General features: G+C 70.8%; 14 protein-coding genes. 9 read left to right on the top strand and 5 right to left on the bottom strand.

Annotated elements, in window-relative coordinates; all coding sequences use genetic code 11:
* Positions 1–46 precede the first annotated feature (46 nt).
* The 3 genes from AC3WXD_RS10545 (at position 47) to AC3WXD_RS10535 (ending at position 4,419) form a co-directional block, all read left to right on the top strand.
* Complete coding sequence (locus tag AC3WXD_RS10545) at positions 47–1,945, top strand: MFS transporter (RefSeq protein ID WP_492323644.1); 1,899 nt, start codon at positions 47–49, stop codon at positions 1,943–1,945.
* A 121-nt stretch (positions 1,946–2,066) separates the two neighbouring features.
* Complete coding sequence (aroC, locus tag AC3WXD_RS10540; RefSeq protein WP_492323643.1) at positions 2,067–3,185, top strand: chorismate synthase; 1,119 nt, start codon at positions 2,067–2,069, stop codon at positions 3,183–3,185.
* Position 3,186: 1 nt separating this feature from the next.
* The gene (locus tag AC3WXD_RS10535) at positions 3,187–4,419 is read left to right on the top strand and encodes an MFS transporter (protein ID WP_020202582.1); all 1,233 of its coding nucleotides are present in this window, start codon (positions 3,187–3,189) and stop codon (positions 4,417–4,419) included.
* A gap of 12 nt (positions 4,420–4,431) precedes the next feature.
* On the opposite strand, the gene AC3WXD_RS10530 is transcribed toward AC3WXD_RS10535, so the two are convergent.
* Together AC3WXD_RS10530 and AC3WXD_RS10525 are read right to left on the bottom strand one after the other, a co-directional pair.
* Positions 4,432–5,541 carry an NAD(P)/FAD-dependent oxidoreductase gene (locus AC3WXD_RS10530; protein WP_492323642.1) on the bottom strand — a complete coding sequence of 370 codons (1,110 nt, stop codon included), beginning with the start codon at positions 5,539–5,541 and terminating at the stop codon, positions 4,432–4,434.
* Positions 5,542–5,627: 86 nt separating this feature from the next.
* A complete protein-coding gene (locus tag AC3WXD_RS10525) occupies positions 5,628–6,332 on the bottom strand; it encodes a FadR/GntR family transcriptional regulator (protein ID WP_020202584.1) in 705 nt (234 codons plus the stop codon).
* Between the two features lie 306 nt (positions 6,333–6,638).
* Here AC3WXD_RS10525 and AC3WXD_RS10520 point away from each other — a divergent pair, with 306 nt between their 5' ends.
* The 3 genes from AC3WXD_RS10520 to AC3WXD_RS10510 all read left to right on the top strand — a co-directional run bounded on the left by AC3WXD_RS10520 (position 6,639) and on the right by AC3WXD_RS10510 (position 9,905).
* Positions 6,639–7,559: a flagellar brake protein gene (locus AC3WXD_RS10520; protein ID WP_454731379.1), complete on the top strand. Its 921-nt coding sequence runs from the start codon at positions 6,639–6,641 to the stop codon at positions 7,557–7,559.
* A gap of 182 nt (positions 7,560–7,741) precedes the next feature.
* Positions 7,742–8,827, top strand: coding sequence for an esterase/lipase family protein (locus AC3WXD_RS10515; protein ID WP_492323791.1), 1,086 nt, complete (start codon positions 7,742–7,744; stop codon positions 8,825–8,827).
* Positions 8,814–9,905: a lipase secretion chaperone gene (locus tag AC3WXD_RS10510; RefSeq protein WP_492323641.1), complete on the top strand. Its 1,092-nt coding sequence runs from the start codon at positions 8,814–8,816 to the stop codon at positions 9,903–9,905. The genes AC3WXD_RS10515 and AC3WXD_RS10510 overlap by 14 nt, the downstream gene beginning before the upstream one ends.
* Positions 9,906–9,951: 46 nt before the next feature.
* On the opposite strand, the gene AC3WXD_RS10505 is transcribed toward AC3WXD_RS10510, so the two are convergent.
* Positions 9,952–11,091: an acyl-CoA dehydrogenase family protein gene (locus tag AC3WXD_RS10505; RefSeq protein ID WP_492323640.1), complete on the bottom strand. Its 1,140-nt coding sequence runs from the start codon at positions 11,089–11,091 to the stop codon at positions 9,952–9,954.
* A 161-nt stretch (positions 11,092–11,252) separates the two neighbouring features.
* Between AC3WXD_RS10505 and AC3WXD_RS10500 the strand changes: the two genes are divergently transcribed.
* Entirely contained in the window at positions 11,253–12,515 is a 1,263-nt protein-coding gene (locus tag AC3WXD_RS10500; RefSeq protein ID WP_020202589.1) for an MFS transporter, read from the top strand.
* 78 nt (positions 12,516–12,593) lie between these two features.
* Here the strand turns inward: AC3WXD_RS10500 and AC3WXD_RS10495 are convergent, their stop codons facing one another.
* Positions 12,594–13,343, bottom strand: coding sequence for an IclR family transcriptional regulator (locus AC3WXD_RS10495; RefSeq protein ID WP_020202590.1), 750 nt, complete (start codon positions 13,341–13,343; stop codon positions 12,594–12,596).
* A 73-nt stretch (positions 13,344–13,416) separates the two neighbouring features.
* Positions 13,417–14,913, bottom strand: a complete 1,497-nt coding sequence (locus AC3WXD_RS10490) for a class I adenylate-forming enzyme family protein (protein ID WP_156173896.1) — start codon at positions 14,911–14,913, stop codon at positions 13,417–13,419.
* Between the two features lie 157 nt (positions 14,914–15,070).
* On the opposite strand from AC3WXD_RS10490, the gene AC3WXD_RS10485 reads away from it, so the two are divergent.
* Together AC3WXD_RS10485 and AC3WXD_RS10480 are read left to right on the top strand one after the other, a co-directional pair.
* Positions 15,071–16,114 carry a cyclase family protein gene (locus AC3WXD_RS10485; RefSeq protein WP_492323639.1) on the top strand — a complete coding sequence of 348 codons (1,044 nt, stop codon included), beginning with the start codon at positions 15,071–15,073 and terminating at the stop codon, positions 16,112–16,114.
* 61 nt (positions 16,115–16,175) lie between these two features.
* Entirely contained in the window at positions 16,176–17,162 is a 987-nt protein-coding gene (locus AC3WXD_RS10480) for a Bug family tripartite tricarboxylate transporter substrate binding protein (RefSeq protein WP_059413131.1), read from the top strand.
* Positions 17,163–17,175: the final 13 nt, after the last annotated feature.

Here is a 17,175-nt window from a genome sequence, read left to right as displayed (position 1 = left end):
CCGCCACGGGCATCCGGCTTGCCGGGGTCATCTCTTTCCTGTCTACATGAGCCAACAAAACCAATTCCGACTGCTCCGCTCGCGCCGTTTCGCCCCGTTCTTCTGGACCCAGTTCCTCGGGGCCATGAACGACAACCTGTTCAAGGTTGCCTTTACCTCCCTCGTCACCTACCACACGGCCCTGTTCGAGGGCGTCGACGCCCGCAGCGCGGCGTTCCTGATCTCGGCCATCTTCATCGCGCCGTTCGTGCTGTTCTCGGCCACCAGCGGGCAGATCGCCGACAAGATCGAGAAGTCCCGGCTGATCCGCATGGTCAAGACGCTGGAGATCGGCATCATGCTGCTGGGCCTGGCCGGCTTCGCCCTGCACAGCGCGGCCTTGCTCTACCTCGGCACGTTCCTGATGGGCCTGCACTCGACGCTGTTCGGCCCGGTCAAGTTCGCCTACCTGCCGCAGCATCTCGATGAAACCGAGCTGGTCGGCGGCAACGGGCTGGTGGAGATGGGCACCTTCGTCGCCATCCTGCTCGGCACGCTGCTGGGCGGCGAGCTGGCCGGCATCGCGCACGGCGGGCGCATGACGGGGCCGCTCTACGTGGGCGCGGCCTGCGTGCTGCTGGCGCTGGCCGGGCGCGTGGTGTCGGCGCGCGTGCCGGACTCGCCGGCGCCGCAGCCGGACCTGCGCATCAACTGGAACCCGTTTACCGAGACCTGGCGCAACCTGGCGCTGGCGCGCACCAACCGCACGGTGTTCCTGAGCCTGCTCGGCATTTCCTGGCTGTGGTTCCTCGGCGCGACCTTCCTGACCTCGTTCTTCAGCTTCGCCAAGGACGTGCTCGGCGGCGACCAGAACGTGGTGACGCTGCTGCTGGCGGTGTTCTCGCTCGGCATCGGCACCGGCTCGCTGCTGTGCGAGCGGCTGTCGGGGCGGCACGTGGAGATCGGGCTGGTGCCGTTCGGCTCGATCGGCATGACGGTGTTCGCGCTCGACCTGTTCTTCGGCAGCCACGGCGAGCATCACGCCCAACTGTCGGGGCTGGCCGGCTTCCTCGCCGAGCCGCGCCACTGGCGCGTGCTGGCCGACCTGTTCCTGCTGGCGATGTTCGGCGGCTTCTACAGCGTGCCGCTGTACGCGCTGATCCAGAGCCGCTGCGCGCCCACGCACCGGGCCCGCATCATCGCCGCCAACAACATTCTCAACAGCTTTTTCATGATCGCTTCGTCGCTGATGGCGATGGTCATGACCCAGGCCGGCTTCACCATCCCCGAGCTGTTCCTGGCGGTGGGCGTGCTCAACGCGGTGGTGGCGATCTACATCTACAGCCTGGTGCCCGAATTCCTGCTGCGCTTCATTGCCTGGATCCTGGTGCACACCGTGTACCGGCTGCGGCGCGTGAACGCCGAGCGCATCCCGGCCGAGGGCCCGGCGGTGCTGGTCTGCAACCACGTCAGCTTCGCCGACGCGGTGGTGCTGATGGCGGGCAGCCCGCGTCCGGTGCGCTTCGTCATGGATCACCGCATCTTCAAGGTGCCGCTGCTGTCGTGGTTCTTCCGCCAGGCCAAGGCGATCCCGATCGCGCCCGCGCACGAAGACCCGCAGATGCTCGAGCGCGCCTATGACGAGGTGGCGCGCGCGCTTGCCGAGGGCGACCTGGTCTGCATCTTCCCCGAGGGCAAGATCACCGCCAACGGCGAGATCAATCCGTTCAAGCAGGGCGTGCAGCAGATCATCCGCCGCACGCCGGTGCCGGTGGTGCCGATGGCGCTGCGCGGGCTGTGGGGCAGCTTCTTCTCGCGCCAGGGCGGCGCGGCCATGTCGCGGCCGTTCCGGCGCGGCATCCTGAACCGGCTGGAGCTGGTGGTGGGCGACCCGATCGCGCCGGAGCTGGCCACGCCGGAGAGCCTGCAGCAGGTGGTGCAGGGCCTGCGCGGCGAGTGGCGCTGAGGCGTCCCCGCGGCCGGCATGCGGCGGCTTCGCCGCACGCCGGCGCGGGGCCGGGCGGGCGGCAAAAGCCTTACAATGTAGCCCGTTCCCCAATTTCCACGCGCTGTCGCGGTTCTCCATCATGTCCGGCAATACCCTCGGCCTGCTCTTCACAGTCACCACGTTCGGCGAATCGCACGGCCCGGCCATCGGCGCGGTGGTGGACGGCTGCCCGCCGGGCATGGCCCTGAGCGAGGCCGACATCCAGGGCGACCTGGACCGCCGCCGGCCCGGCACCTCGCGCCACGTCACCCAGCGCCAGGAGGCCGACCAGGTCGAGATCCTGTCCGGCGTGTTCGAAGGCAAGACCACCGGCACGCCGATCTGCCTGCTGATCCGCAACACCGACCAGCGCAGCAAGGACTACGGCAACATCGTCGAGACCTTCCGCCCGGGCCACGCCGACTACACCTACTGGCAGAAGTACGGCATCCGCGATCACCGCGGCGGCGGCCGCTCGTCGGCGCGCCTGACCGCGCCGGTGGTGGCGGCCGGCGCGGTGGCCAAGAAGTGGCTGCGCGAGCAGTACGGCACCGAGATCCGGGGCTACATGTCGCAGCTGGGCGAGATCCAGGTGCCGTTCATGGACTGGGCCGAGGTGCCGCAGAACCCGTTCTTCGCCGCCAACGCGGAGATCGTGCCGGAGCTGGAAACCTACATGGACGCGCTGCGCCGCGACGGCGACTCGGTCGGCGCGCGCATCGAGGTGGTGGCCAGCGGCGTGCCGGTGGGCCTGGGCGAGCCGCTGTTCGACCGGCTCGACGCCGACATCGCGCACGCCATGATGGGCATCAACGCGGTCAAGGGCGTGGAGATCGGCGCCGGCTTCGACAGCGTCGGCCAGCGCGGCAGCGTGCATGGCGACGAGCTGACGCCGGAGGGCTTTCGCACCAACAATGCGGGCGGCGTGCTGGGCGGCATCTCGACCGGCCAGGACGTGACCGTCTCGCTGGCGATCAAGCCCACTTCCAGCATCCGCACGCCGCGCGAATCGATCGACAAGACCGGCCAGACGGCCACCGTGGAGACCTTCGGCCGCCACGACCCGTGCGTGGGCATCCGCGCCACGCCGATCGCCGAGGCCATGCTGGCGCTGGTGCTGATCGACCACGCGCTGCGCCAGCGCGCCCAGTGCGGCGACGTCAAGGTCGACACGCCGCGCATCCCCGCGCGGGCGCCGCAGTCCGGCCAGCCGCGCTGAGTTGGCGCGGGTCCAGCCGCGGGCCGGCGAGACGGCCACGCAAGCGGCCGGCGCCGGGCCGGCCGGGCGCCTGTCCGAGACGCGCTTCGGCCTGTTCTATCTCGGCTACTACGGTTATGTCGGCGTCATCTCGCCCTATGTGAGCCTGTTCTTCGCCGGGCGCGGCTTCAACCCGGTGCAGATCGGCGTGCTGATGGCGTGCTTCCAGGTCAGCCGCATCGTCGGCCCGTATTTCTGGGGCTGGCTGTCGGACGTGATGCATACCCGGGTGCGCCTGCTGCGCCTGGCCGGCGTGAGCGCCTTGCTGGCCTTCCTGGCGGTGCCGGGCATCACCAGCTACGGCGGCATGATGGCGATGATGATCGGGCTGAACCTGATCACCAGCGCGATGTCGCCGCTGGGCGACGCGCTCACCATTTCCACGCTGCGCCGCTACGGCGCCTTCGATCACCGCTACGGGCGCATCCGCATGTTCGGCTCGGCCGGCTTCATCGCCGCCGTGCTGCTGGGCGGCGCGCTGTTCGGGCGGCTCGGCATGGAGGCTTTTCCGTGGCTGGCCAGCGCCATGCTGGCGCTGTTCCTGGTGGTGGTGTTCGGCCTGCGCGACGCGCCCGAGGAAGGCCCGCGCGTGAAGCCGCCGCCGGCGCTGCCGCTGCTGCGGCGCGCCGACGTGCGCTGGTTCATGGCCTCGGCCTTCCTGATGATGTTCGCGCACGCCGCGCTGTACGTGTTCTATTCGCTCTACCTGGAGCAGCTCGGCTACAGCAAGTTCGCCATCGGCGTGATGTGGACCATCGGCGTGGTGGCGGAGATCGTGTTCTTCTTCTACCAGGGCCGGCTGTTCGACGCCGTGCCGCTGCGCGCCATCCTGGCCGGCACCTTCGTGCTGGCGGCGCTGCGCTTCGGCCTGACCGGCTACCTGGCGCAGCTGGCGTGGCTGATGGCGCTGGTGCAGGTGCTGCACGCGGCCACCTTCGGCGCGCACCACAGCGCCAGCCTCAAGCGGCTGCAGCGCTGGTTCGCCGGGCCGCTGCAAGGGCGCGGCCAGGCGCTCTACACCGGCATTTCCTACGGCCTGGGCGGCACGCTGGGCGGGCTGGCGATGGGCTGGACCTGGAAGGCGCTGGGGCCGGCCCATACCTTCGGGCTGGCCGCGCTGGCGGCGGCGGCCGGCGCCGCGTGCGCGCTGATGACGTTCCGCGCCGAAGCCGCGCAGGCTCGCGCCGACGGCTAGGCGCTCAGGCGCTCACACCAGGCTGGCCACGCGCTCGGCCAGCGCCAGCGAGGAGGTCAGCCCCGGCGACTCGATGCCGAACAGGTTGACCAGCCCCGGCACGCCGTGGGTGGCCGGGCCGTCGATGCGGAAGTCGGCGGCGGCCTCGCGCGGGCCGCTGATCTTGGGGCGGATGCCGGCGTAGCCGGGCTGCAGCGCGCCGTCGGCCAGCGCGGGCCAGTAGCGGCGCACCTCGTCGTAGAAGCTGTCGGCGTCGGACGGGTCGACGCCGTACTCGATCTCGTCGATCCAGCGCACATTGGGGCCGAAGCGCGCCTGGCCGCCCAGGTCGATGGTCAGGTGCACGCCGAGGCCGGCCGCTTCGGGCACCGGGTAGATCAGCCGCGAGAACGGCGCGCGCCCGGCCAGCGTGAAATAGCAGCCCTTGGCGTAGAACTGCGGCGGAACGTGCGCGGCGGGCACGCCCTCGATGCGGCGCGCCAGCGCCGGCGCGGTGAGCCCGGCCGAGTTGATGACGGTGCGGGCCAGCAGCGTGGTGCCGTCCGCGCCGCCATCCGCGCCGCCGACGTCGAGGCGGATGCCGTCCGGCGTGACCGCGCCGCCGGCCACCGGCGACTGCACCGCCAGCATGGCGCCGGCGTTTTCCGCGTCGCCCAGCAGCGCCAGCATCAGGCCGTGGCTGTCGACGATGCCGGTGGATGGCGAGAGCAGGGCGGCGAGGCAGTGCAGGTTGGGCTCGAGCGCCTGCGCCTCGGCCTGGCCGATCAGCCGCAGGTCGTGCACGCCGTTGGCGGCGGCCTTGGCGCGGATGCCTTCCAGCGTGGCGACCTGGGCCGGCGAGGTGGCCACGATCAGCTTGCCGCAGCGCTGGTGGCTGACGTGATGGCTGGCGCAGTAGTCGTACAGCATGGCCCGGCCGCGCACGCACATCTCGGCCTTGAGCGAGCCGGCCGGGTAGTAGATGCCGGCGTGGATGACTTCGCTGTTGCGCGCGCTGGTGATGGTGCCGAAGGCGTTCTCGGCCTCCAGCACGATCACTTCGCGGCCCCGCAGGGCCAGCGCCCGCGCCACCGCCAGGCCCACCACGCCGGCGCCGATCACCACGCAATCCACTTTTTCCATCGTCTTCCTCGTTCCGTTTGTCCGTTTGTCCGTTCGTGACGTGCGTTCGTTGGTTCGTGCCGCGCGGCGGCGGCATCTGCGCCGCTTCAGGGCAGCTTCAGTTCCAGCCCCATGCGCCTTGCCGCGGCCGCGAGGTGGCGGCGCGCGGCAAGGCGCGCCGCGCCGGCATTGCCGGCGGCGATGGCCTCGACCAGCGCCGCGTGCTCGCCGTCGGCGCCGCGCGAGCCGCCGCGAAAGCGCGCCGCGTTTTCCCAGGCGGTCTGCCGCGCCGCCAGCAGGTGCTGGCCGACGAAATCGGTCAGGCCGGTGAAGCACGGGTTGTGCGCGGCCTGGGCGATGGCGTGATGGAAGGCCACGTCGGCCGCGGCGGCGCCGGGAAAGTCCTGCGCGTGCTCGCGCATGGCGGCCAGCGCCGCGCGGATGGCCAGCAGGTCGTCCTCGCCGCGGCGCAGCGCGGCCATCTCGGCGCAGGCGCATTCCACCACCATGCGCAGCTCGAACAGTTGCGCCAGCGTCGGCCCGCCCTGCGGCACGCTCGGCATGCGCCATACCTGGCCGCCCGGCGTCTCCGAGACATAGGCGCCGGAGCCCTTGCGCGTCACCAGCACGCCGTCCGCCTTCAGCTGCGCGATGGCCTCGCGCACGATCGGCCGGCTCACGCCGAAGGTCTCGCCGAGCGCCGCTTCGGCCGGCAGGCGGGCGCCCGCGGCAAAGCGGCCGGCGGCGATGTCGGCGCGCAGGGCGTCGGCGATGCGGGTGGCGAGCGAGTCCGGGCGGCTGAGAATGGTCATCTTGATCTGTAAGGCTGTCAGACAGCTTTGCGGCATTTTCGGGGGAAAGGCGGGCGGCGTCAAGGCGTGGGAAGGCGCGCGATGGCCATCCCGCAACGCGGCGCTCAAGGTTTTTCGCGGGAGGCCGATAGCAAGTCTGATGAGACGCGCCATCCACCCGGGACCTCGTGGCCGGCGCGTCCGGCGGGTCCGGGCGGCGACATTGCGTGCCGGGTGCCCCGCCAGGTGGCGGCCCGCGGACCTGCGTCAGGTCCGGCCGCCGTTCGATCCACCATGCCCGCCGTCGGGCATCCACCGCTGCTTCCCATGATTGCACTTACTCCTGACGATCTCCCGGTTGGCCAGCCCTTGCCCTGGTCCTTGCTGGACGAAAGCGGAAACCTCGTGCTGGGCAGCGGCAGCGTGATCCCCGAGGACCGCGACGTCGCGCTGGTGTTCCGCCACGGCGTCGTGTGCCGCCCCGACAGCGAGCCGGGCGACGCCGCCGAGAACGAGCGCCAGGCCAGCCCCGGGCCGTTCGGCCTGCAGGTCGGCACGCTGCTGCAGATCAAGAACCAGGGCCACGTCGGGCGCGCGGCGGCCAGCCGGCTGATCGGCTTCGTCGACCAGGGCATGTTCGTGACCTGGCCCCAGCTCGGCGGCAAGGAACTCCAGTTGCAGGCGGGCGAGACCGTGCTGCTGCGCGGCTTTTCCGGCCACGCCATCCTCAGCTTCGAATGCACCGTGACCGCGGTGTGCCGCAGCCCGTTCCGCTACCTGGTGCTGTCCGCGCCGGCGCAGATGCAGCAGTTGCCGGTGCGCAAGGCGACCCGGGTGCCGACCCGGCTGGCCGCGTACCTGGTGGACCCGGCCGGCGCGGGCGAGGGGGCTGCCGCCCACGCCGCCGGCGAGGCTGGCGAGGGCGCCCAGCCGCCGCGCGGGCGCCAGCCGTCGCGCCTGGTGATGCTGACGGACCTGAGCACCGGCGGCGCGCAGATCGAGACCGCGGACGCGGTGCCCGCGCCGGGCACGCCGGTGCGGCTGTGCTTTCACCTGCGCACCGCGGCGCTGGACAGCGAGATCATGGTCGACGGCGTGGCGCGCAGCGCGACGCCGATTTCCGCCGCCTCCGGCTTTCCGGTGTTCGGCGTGGCGTTCGACCTGCTGGGCGAGCGCGAGTTGACGCTGTTGCAGTGCTATATCTACGAGCAGCTGCTGACCAGCGCCAGCATGCCGGTGCCGGGCTGACGCGGCGCCTCGCGCCGCCCCGTTTGGAGGAATCCTGCTAGCGCGCCGGCTTGCCTGGGCCGGGCCGCCGTCTTTACTCTCCTACCCGACAAGAACAAAGAAGGGGAAAAACAAGGGAACAACCCTGTCGTCGAGGAGACAAGATGGATCAAGGCAAGCGCTGCGGCGCAACAGAGACTGCCATGCCGGCCGCGCCGGCGTGGACGCGGGCAAGGATGCGCGCCGCGTGCAGGGCCGGCGTGCTGCTGGCCGCCGTGGCGGCGGCGTGGCCCGGAACGGCGGCGGCCGACGCCAACGCCAACGTCAACGCCAATTACGCCCGGACCCGCTACCCCATCGTGCTGGTCCACGGCCTGACCGGCGCGGCCCGCATGGGCGGCGTGCTGGACTACTGGTACGGCATTCCCCAGCTTCTGCGGGCCAACGGCGCGCGGGTGTACGTGGCCACCGTGCCGGCCTTCAACAGCGACGAGGAGCGCGCGCTGGCGCTGCAGGCCTACGTGCGCGGCGTCAAGCTCGACAGCGGCGCGGACAAGGTCAACCTGATCGGGCACAGCCAGGGCGGGCCGACCTCGCGCATGCTGGCCGCGATGTCGCCGCAGGACGTGGCTTCGGTGACCACCATCGGCAGCCCGCACCGCGGCAGCGAGCTGGCGGACCTGGTGCTCGACGTCGTCAACGGCATCAACCGCATCCCGCTGGCCGGCCCGCTGCTGGTCGGCGTGATCCAGGGCGTGGCCGACGCGATCGGCTGGTTCCAGGGCGTGAGCAATGGCGTGAAGCTGGACCAGAACGCGCTGGCCGCGCTCAAAAACCTGACCACCGCCGGGGTGGCCGCGCAGAACGCGCGCCTGAATGCCACGCTCAAGCCGGGCACGCCCTCGGCGCTGGGCCCGGACTGCGCCACGCCCGGCGCGCCGGTCGAGATGCGCCAGGCGCGCGATGCCGCCGGCAACCTTGTCAGCCACGCGCAGGCCGCGTATTCGTGGACCGGGCGCGGCGGCCCGGTCAGCCTGCTGCGCTCCAACCTGCTCGACCCCACCACGGCGCTGATGGCCGGCGCCGCCGGCCTGATGAGTCTGAAGGGCGCCGGCCCCAACGACGGCATGGTGTCGGTCTGCAGCAGCAAGTGGGGCCAGGTGCTGGCGACCGGCTACTACTGGAATCACCTGGACGAGGTGAACCAGCTTGCCGGCCTCTACCAGGACGCCGACCCGCGCGTGGTCATCCTCAACCACGCCAACCGCCTGCGCAATGCGCGCCTTTGAGCGGCGCTGGCCGGGCTGGTGGTGGATGGCGCTGCCCGGCTGCGCGCTGGGCGGCGCCATCTACTGGATGACGATGCCGCCGGCGCCAGTGCCGGCCGCCGCGCCGGTGGCCGCCGGCGTGGCGCCGGGCGGGCCGCCCGATGCCATGTCCGCATCCGGCGCGGCGTCCGGCGTGCCGGCGCAGTTGTCGTCGCTGGCCGGCGTGGACGTGCCCGCGGGCCTGGCGGCGGACGCGCGCGGCAACCTGCATGCAAGCCGCGCCCTGCGCGGCTATTTCGACTATTTCCTGTCCGCCGCCCACGATGCCGGCAGCGCCGGCGCGCTCGATGCGCTCGTGCGCGCCGACATCCGCGCGCGCGTGCCCGAGCCGGCCGCGACGCAGGCATGGCAGCTGTGGCAGCGCTATCGCGGTTATCTCGCCGAGGTCCATGCCGGCGCGGCGGACGCGGGCCAGGGACAGCCGGGCGACGATGCCGACGCGCTGTCGGCGGTCCAGGTGGCCCGGTTGCGCCGGCTGTGGGACGAGCGCCGCGCCGCGCGCCAGCGCCATCTGCCCGACGTGGCGGCGATCTGGTTCGACGCGGAGGAGGCCTACGACGCGGCCATGCTCGAGCGGCTGGAGGTGGCCGCGCAGCCCGGCCTCGACGCGGCGCAGCGCCGGCAGCGGCTGGCCGCGCTCGACAGCCGGCTGCCCGACGACGCCCGCGCGGTGCGCGCCGACAGCGCCCGCCCGCAGCAGATCGGCGAGACCATCGGCAGGCTGCAGGCCGAGGGGCGCGGCGCGCAGGACATCGCCGCGGCGCTGGCGCAGTCCCACGGCGCCGAGGTCGCGCAGCGCTACCAGCAGCAGGCGCAGGCCGACCAGTCGTGGCAGGAGCGCTATCGCGACTATGCCCGCCAGCGCGCGCAGGTCGAGCAGTTCCTCGGCCTCGCGGACGCCGACCGGCAGCAGCAGCTGGAACGGCTGCGGGCGCAGTCGTTCGCCGATCCCGGCGAGGTCCTGCGCGCCTACGTGCACGACACGGTATACGGCAAGGTGTACGACCGCGCGGGCCAGGACCAGCCGGCCGCGCCGTGACGCGGCGGCGGCAACGCGCCGCCGCGCATGCGCGCGCCGTCCCGCGTCAGTATTCCAGCAGGGCCTTGCCGATCGTGTTGCGCAGGATCTCCGACGCGCCGCCGGCGATCTCGTACGCCTTGGCGTCGCGCAGGTAGCGGCCGTAGGGCGAGTTTTCCATCACGCCGTAGGCGCCGCAGATCTGGATCGCGGTGCCGGCCACCTCGGTGGCCAGCGCGGCGGCCATCAGCTTGGCCTCGCTCGACAGGCGCGGCACGTCCGCGCCGGTGTCGAGCGCCTGCGCGGCGCGGTAGGTCAGCAGCCGCGCCGCGTCGATGCGGGTGAGCATGTCGGCGAAATACCACTGGATGCCCTGCTTGTCGAACACGGTGCTGTCGAACACCTTGCGCTGGCGCGCGTGCGCGAGCGATTTGTCGAACGCGGCGCGGGCGATGCCGAGGCTGATGCCGGCGGCCATCGTGCGCGAATAGTTGAGCGTGGTCACGGCCGCGCGCACGCCCTTGCCTTCGGTGCCGATGAGATGGTCGAGCGGCAGGCGGCAGCCGTCGAGCACGAGGTTGACGTGCGGGCCGTTGCGCAGGCCGAAGGTGGCCGAATTCGCGCCGACGTAGGTGGACAGCCCGCGGGTGTCGCCTGGCAGCGCGAACGCCGACACGCCGGTCTCGGTCTGCGCCAGGATGATGAAGAACTCGGCGGCGGACCCCGAGGTGATGAACGATTTCTCGCCGGTGAGCAGCCATTCGTCGCCGACGCGGCGCGCCTTGGTGTCGAGCGAGCGGATGTCGCTGCCGTGGTTGGCCTCCGTCAGCGCGTAGGCCGAGATCAGCCCCTCGGCGAAGCGCGGCAGGTAGCGCCGGCGGAGCGCTTCGTTGCCGAACAGGTGCAGGATGGTCTGCGCCTGCAGGATCGTGATCAGGCTGATGCCGACCGCCGCGCTGGCGTAGGACACCTCCTCGAACACCGCCAGCGCGTGCCGGTAGCTGCCGCGCCCGCCGAACTCGGCCGGCAGGCAGATGCTGTTGTAGCCCGCGCGCGCCAGCGCGCGGATCTCCGCCACGGGGTAGACGTCCTGCGCGTCGATGGCGGCGGCATTCGGTTCGACTTGCGCCGCGACCAGCGCGCGCAGCGCGTCGACGAAGGCCGGCTCGACCATGTCCTGCCACAGCTTGTTGCGGTTTTCCTGCATCGTTGCCTCCTGTACTTGTTCTCTGTGTATTCAGTATGTTGAAACTATATTCGTCTGGTTGACATTATACAGGCCGGTCGTAGAATTGGCGCAAGCGCCCGGCGTGGCACCGCGCGCAATCCAGAAGGCAGAAGAATTCACAAGAAAGACCGGAGACAACGATGAAGTGGTACCGAGAACTCGGCAAGGACGAACGGCGCACCTTTGTGGCGGCGTTCGGCGGATGGGCGCTGGACGGCGTGGATTTCATGATGTTTACCTTCGTGCTCGGCACGTTCATGTCGCTCTGGCACATCGACCGCACCCAGGCCGGCATGCTGGGCACCGTCACGCTGCTGGTGTCGGCGCTGGGCGGCTGGGTCGCCGGCATCCTGGCGGACCGCTACGGCCGCGTGCGCGTGATGCAGTGGACGATCCTGTGGTTTTCCGTGTGCACCTTGCTGCTCGGCTTCGCGCAGAACTTCGAGCAGGCGTTCGTGCTGCGCGCGCTGCAGGGCCTGGGCTTCGGCGGCGAGTGGGCGGTGGGCTCGGTGCTGATGGGCGAGATCGTGCGCGGCGAGCACCGCGGCAAGGCGGTGGGCACGGTGCAGAGCGCGTGGGCGGTGGGCTGGGGCATCTCGGCCATCGCCTATACGGTGGTCTACTCGCTGGTGCCGGAGGCGCTGGCGTGGCGCATCCTGTTCTGGATCGGCATCCTGCCGGCGCTGCTGGTGTTCTACATCCGCAAGCACGTGCCGGAGCCGCGCGTATCGGCCAACGCGCGCGCGCTGGCCGCGGCGCGCGGGGAGTCGGTGCCGTTCCACCGCATCTTCTCGCCGGCGCTGCTGCGCACCACGCTGCTGACCTCGCTGCTGTGCACCGGCGTGCAGGGCGGCTACTACGCGATCACGATCTGGCTGCCGACGTTCCTGCGGACCAAGTACCACCTGTCCGTGCTCGACACGGGCGGCTACCTGATGGTGGTGATCGTGGGCTCGTTCGCCGGCTACATCGTCGGCGCCTACCTGACCGACTGGTGGGGCCGACGCGCCAACCTCTACGTGTTCACGGTGCTGTCCGGGCTGTCGATCTGGTTCTACAGCCAGTACGACATCACCAACGGCCAGATGCTGGTGCTGGGCTTTCCGCTGGGGTTTGCCGCGTCGGGCATCTACAGCGGGCTCGGCTCGTTCCTGACCGAGCTGTTCCCGGCCTCGGTGCGGGCCAGCGGGCAGGGCTTCGCCTACAGCTTCGGCCGTGCCGTGGGCGCGCTGTTTCCGACGCTGGTGGGACACCTGAGCGAGCGCATCGGCCTGGCGGCGGCGATCGGCGCGTTCGCGGGCGGCGCCTACGTGCTGGTGCTGATCGCGGCGACGCTGCTGCCCGAGACGCGGGGGACGGATCTGGGCGGCAGCCGCGAGGCGGCGCCGGCGTCCGCCGAGTAATGATCAGATAAGGTTCGGGCAATGGCGGCGCGATGCCGCCAGCCTGCTTCTTCCTCGGAGGCAGGCGCGGGGGGCGCCTCAGCCGCCCCGGGTATCGAACGACGCGCGCCAGTTCCGGGTGAATGCCGTGATCAGCTTGACGTGCTTGTCCAGCGCCGCCTCGATGCGCGCCGACGGGCCGGCGATGGCCACCGCGTAGTATTCCTTGCCGATGCGCATGGCGTCGGCGACGGCGCTCACGTCGTCGAAGTATTCGCCGGCGGTCATGTACCAGCCGCGCGCGCGGCTGGTTTCGAGATCCTTGAGCAGCGCCGCGCGCGAGGTGATCGATTTCTTGCCGCGCCGGGTGAAGGCGATGCCGTCGATCATCGCGTCGCGCTCGTCGTCGGGCATGGCGCCGAGCAGCGCCTTGCCGACCGCGCTGGCATAGAGCGGGCGCGTGTCGCCCACGCGCACGATGAAGCGGATGCTCTGCTCGCTCTCCAGCACTTCGACGTAGGAGGCGTTGTCGCCGGTCAGCTTGGCCAGCACCACCGTCTCCAGGCACTGGTCGCGCATCTCCGCCAGGCCCGGCACGATCCAGCCCGGCAGCGGGTCGAACTCCTCGATCGCGCGCACCAGGTGGCCGAGCAGGCGGGTCATGTAGTACCCGCCCTGGGTCTTGCTCTCCATCAGGTAGCCGCGCGACTCGAGCGTCTTGACCAGGCCGTGGCAGCTCGAAAGCGGCATGTCGGTAGCCTTGGCGATCGTCGACACCGACATCGGGCGGCGCTCGCGCGCGAAGATTTCGATGATGTCGAGGGTGCGGCCGGCTGCGGGTACGGTCATGGGCGTATATGGCGGAAATGGGATGGCGGAATGATAGCGCTTGTTAGCCCGCTGCCGGCCCGCTGCCTTGACCTCAACCCGCGGCCTTGAGGTCGATGGTCGCTGCGGAGTTCTTCGGCAGGCGGAAGCGCTGCACCTTCTGCGTCGGCGTCTTGGGGATCTCGGCGACGAAGTCGAGATAGCGCGGCACCATGTGGCGCGGCAGCGCGCCGCGCAGGTGCGACAGCAGTTCGGCGGCATCGAAGCCGTCGCGGCGCACCACCACGAGCTTGACCTCTTCCTCGAGGATCTCGTCGGCCACGCCCACCGCCGCGCAGTCGGCGACGTGGGCGAACCTGAGCGCGGCGAGCTCGATCTCCACCGGCGAGATCATCTCGCCGCCGCGGCGGATCAGCTCCTTCTTGCGGCCTTCGAAATAGAGGAAGCCGTCGTCGTCGAAGCGGCCGAGGTCGCCGGTGTGGAACCACAGGTTGCCGAGCGCGGCGAGCGTTTCCTCGGGCTTGCGGAAATAGCCGGTGGTCATCACGAACGGCTCGCGCGGGCGCACCGCGATCTCGCCGGTGCGCCCCGGCGGCAGCACGCGGTCGTCGTCGCCGAGCACCGCCACGTCGAAGTCGTCGCGGGCGGCGCCCACGGAGCCGAAGCGATAGCGCCCGCCCGCGTTGATGGTGACGAGCCCGCCGGTCTCGGTCATGCCGTACAGCTCGTGCACCGTCACCGGCAGCAGGCCGTCGAGGCGTTCCCACACCGCGCGCGGCGCGCCGCCGCCCACGCACCAGCGCAGGCTGCTGCGCACCGGCTCGCTCCATTCCTTGGCCAGGATGCTGAGCACGGTGCCGACGTAGGTGAAGCCGGTGGCCTGGTACCGCGCGGCCTGCTGCAGGAACCGCGATGCCGAGAATTTCGCCACGATGGCGATGCTGCAGCCCACCGTCAGCGCGGACATGACCGAGTACATCTGCGGGTTGGCGTGGTGCAGCGGCAGGAAGGTGAGGATGCGGTCGTCCTGCGTGATGCCGATCGCCTGCGTGACCTTTTCGCCGGCGGCGAGGTACGAGCGGTTCGGGATCACCACGCCCTTGGGCTGGCCGGTGGTGCCGGAGGTGTAGAGGATGGCGGCGGGCGCGGCGGCCGCCATGCCGGCGACGGGCGCCGGCGCGCAGGCATCGGTGGCGGCGAGGAACGCGGCTTCGTCGGCGAAGGCGAGCACGCCGACGGCGCAGTCGCGGGTGTCTTCCTCGAAGCGCGCGCGCTCGCCGGCCTCGCACAGCAGGAAGCGGGATTCGCTCTGCCGCACCACGTAGCGCAGCGGCTCGCCGAACATGTCGTGGCTGACCGGCACCGCCACGGCGCCGCGCGCGAGCAGCGCGAACCACGCGAACAGGAACAGCGGCCGGTTGCCGATCGCCAGCACCACGCGGTCGCCCGGCTGCACGCCGAGCTGGTCGAGCCAGGTGGCGCCGCGCCGCGCGACGCCGGCCACGGCGCCAAAGCTCCACTGCTGGTCTTCGAACAGCAGGAACGGGGTGTCGGGCCGCTCGTCGGCGAGGCGCATCAGGCGTGAAATCACATTCGTCTCCAGGTCTTTATAAATTCAACAGGTTGAATAATTAATCAGCAGGTTGACATTGTAAGGTGTGGGATTAGAATTCGGAAGCGGTTTTGGCACGGGCGGCATGTCGCCGCCCGCACGCCGGCCACACGAAAACGACATAGGGGACAGTGGAATGGCAACGCGATGGAAACGTCGGCCCGAGGGCTCGACATGGGGGGATTTCGGCGAGGACGACCAACTGGGGCGGCTGAACCTGCTGACGCCGGCAAAGCTCAAGGCCGGCATCGGCGAGGTCACGGAGGGGCTGTCGTTCTGCCTGAGCCTGCCGCTCGATTTTCCCGGCGGCGCGGTGCTGAACCCGCGCCGCCATCCGCCGCGGCTGTCGCCGACGCTGCAGGACGGCTGCCCGTGCCTGAACTTTCCGCTGGCGCGCCTCGACGGGCGCAACACCGACGTGCTCAGCGACGACCAGGTCACGCTCGCGCTGCAGTACTCCACGCAGTGGGACTCGTTCGCCCACGTCGGCGCGTTCTTCGACGCGATGGGCAACGGCGTGAAGGAGAAGGTCTACTACAACGGCTATCGCGCCAACGAGCACGTGGTGGGCCCGCGCGACTACCGTCCCGACGGCGACGTGGACGTCGACGGCCCGTACGGCGCGCGCGCGCTCGGCGTGGCCAACATGGCGCGCAAGGCGATCCAGGGCAGGGCGGTGCTGGTCGATCTCAAGAAGCACTTCGGCCTGGAGCGCCGCTACGTGGGCTACCAGGACCTGATGCGCGTGCTGGACGCCGACCGCATCACGGTCACGCCCGGCGACATGCTGGTGCTGCGCACCGGCTTCACCGAGGTGCTGGTCGGCATGAACCGCGAGCCGGACATCGAGGTGCTCGACCGCACCGCGAGCGTGCTCGACGGGCGCGACGACGCGCTGCTGCAATGGATCACGGACAGCGGCGTGGCCGCGATCTGCGCGGACAACTACGCGGTGGAGGGACTGCCCGCGCAGGAGAGCACGCTCGGGCAGCGGCCCGCGCTGCCGCTGCACCAGCATTGCCTGTTCAAGCTGGGTGTGCCGCTGGCCGAGCTGTGGTGGCTGGCCGACCTGGCGGACTGGCTGCAGGCGCGCGGGCGCTCGGCGTTCCTGCTGACCGCGCCGCCGCTGTACCTGCCGGGCGCGGTGGGCTCGCCGGTGACGCCGGTGGCGACCGTGTAGCGCGGCGCGCATCCCGCGCATCCCGCAGACACGCATTCCCATAACAACGACGGAGACAACAATGAACCAGCAAGCCTTGCGCGCGGGGCTGGCGGCGCTCGCCTGCGCGGCGGCGGCGCTATGGCCCGGCCTCGCGGGCGCCCAGCCGGGCGACTATCCCAACAAGCCGATCCGCATGATCGTGGGCTTCGCGCCCGGCGGCCCGACCGACATCGTCGCGCGCGTCATCGGGCAGGCGCTCGGCGACAAGCTCGGCCAGGCGATCGTGGTGGAGAACCGGCCCGGCGCCGGCGCCAACATTGCCGCCGAAACGGTCGCCAAGGCCGTGCCGGACGGCTACACGGTGCTCTACAACACCTCGTCGATCACCATCGCGCCGTGGGTCTACGCGCGCGTGGGGTACGACCCGGTGCGCGACCTCGCGCCGGTGGCGCTGACCGCCGAGATGCCGCTGGTGCTGATGGTGAATCCCAAGGTGCGGGTGAATTCGCTCAAGGAGCTGATGCAGCTGATCAAGAGCCAGCCGGACCATTTCAACTACGGCTCGTCGGGCACGGGCGCCATCGAGCACCTGTCGTCGGCGCAGCTCACGTCGATGTGGCAGCTGAAGGCCATCCACGTGCCCTACAAGGGCACGGCGCCGGCGCTGGTCGACCTGCTCGCGGGGCAGACGCAGTTCATGACGACCACGCTGAACACCGCCTTGCCCTACATCCGCGACGGCCGGCTCAAGGCGCTGGCGGTGACTTCGCGCGCCCGCGCGGCCACGCTGCCGGACGTGCCCACGGTGGCCGAGGCGCTGTCCACCGATTTTTCCTCGACCGCGTGGCAGGGCATCGTCGCCCCGGCCGGGACGCCCGCGCCGGTGATCGCCAGGCTCAACCAGGCGATCAACGCGGTGCTGGCCAGCGCGCCGGTGCGCAAGGTGCTGGCGGAGCAGGGCGTCGACGTGCTCGGCGGCACGGCGCAAGCCTATGGCGCGTTCATCCGCTCCGAGTACGCGCGCTGGCAGGGCGTGGTGAAGGCGTCGGGCGCGAAGATCGAGTAGCGCAAAAACAAAG

The sequence above is a fragment of the Cupriavidus sp. FW216-B1 genome, from assembly GCF_058789195.1.
Note: the sequence above shows the minus strand (reverse complement) of the source record. Positions and strands in the feature narration are given on the sequence as shown.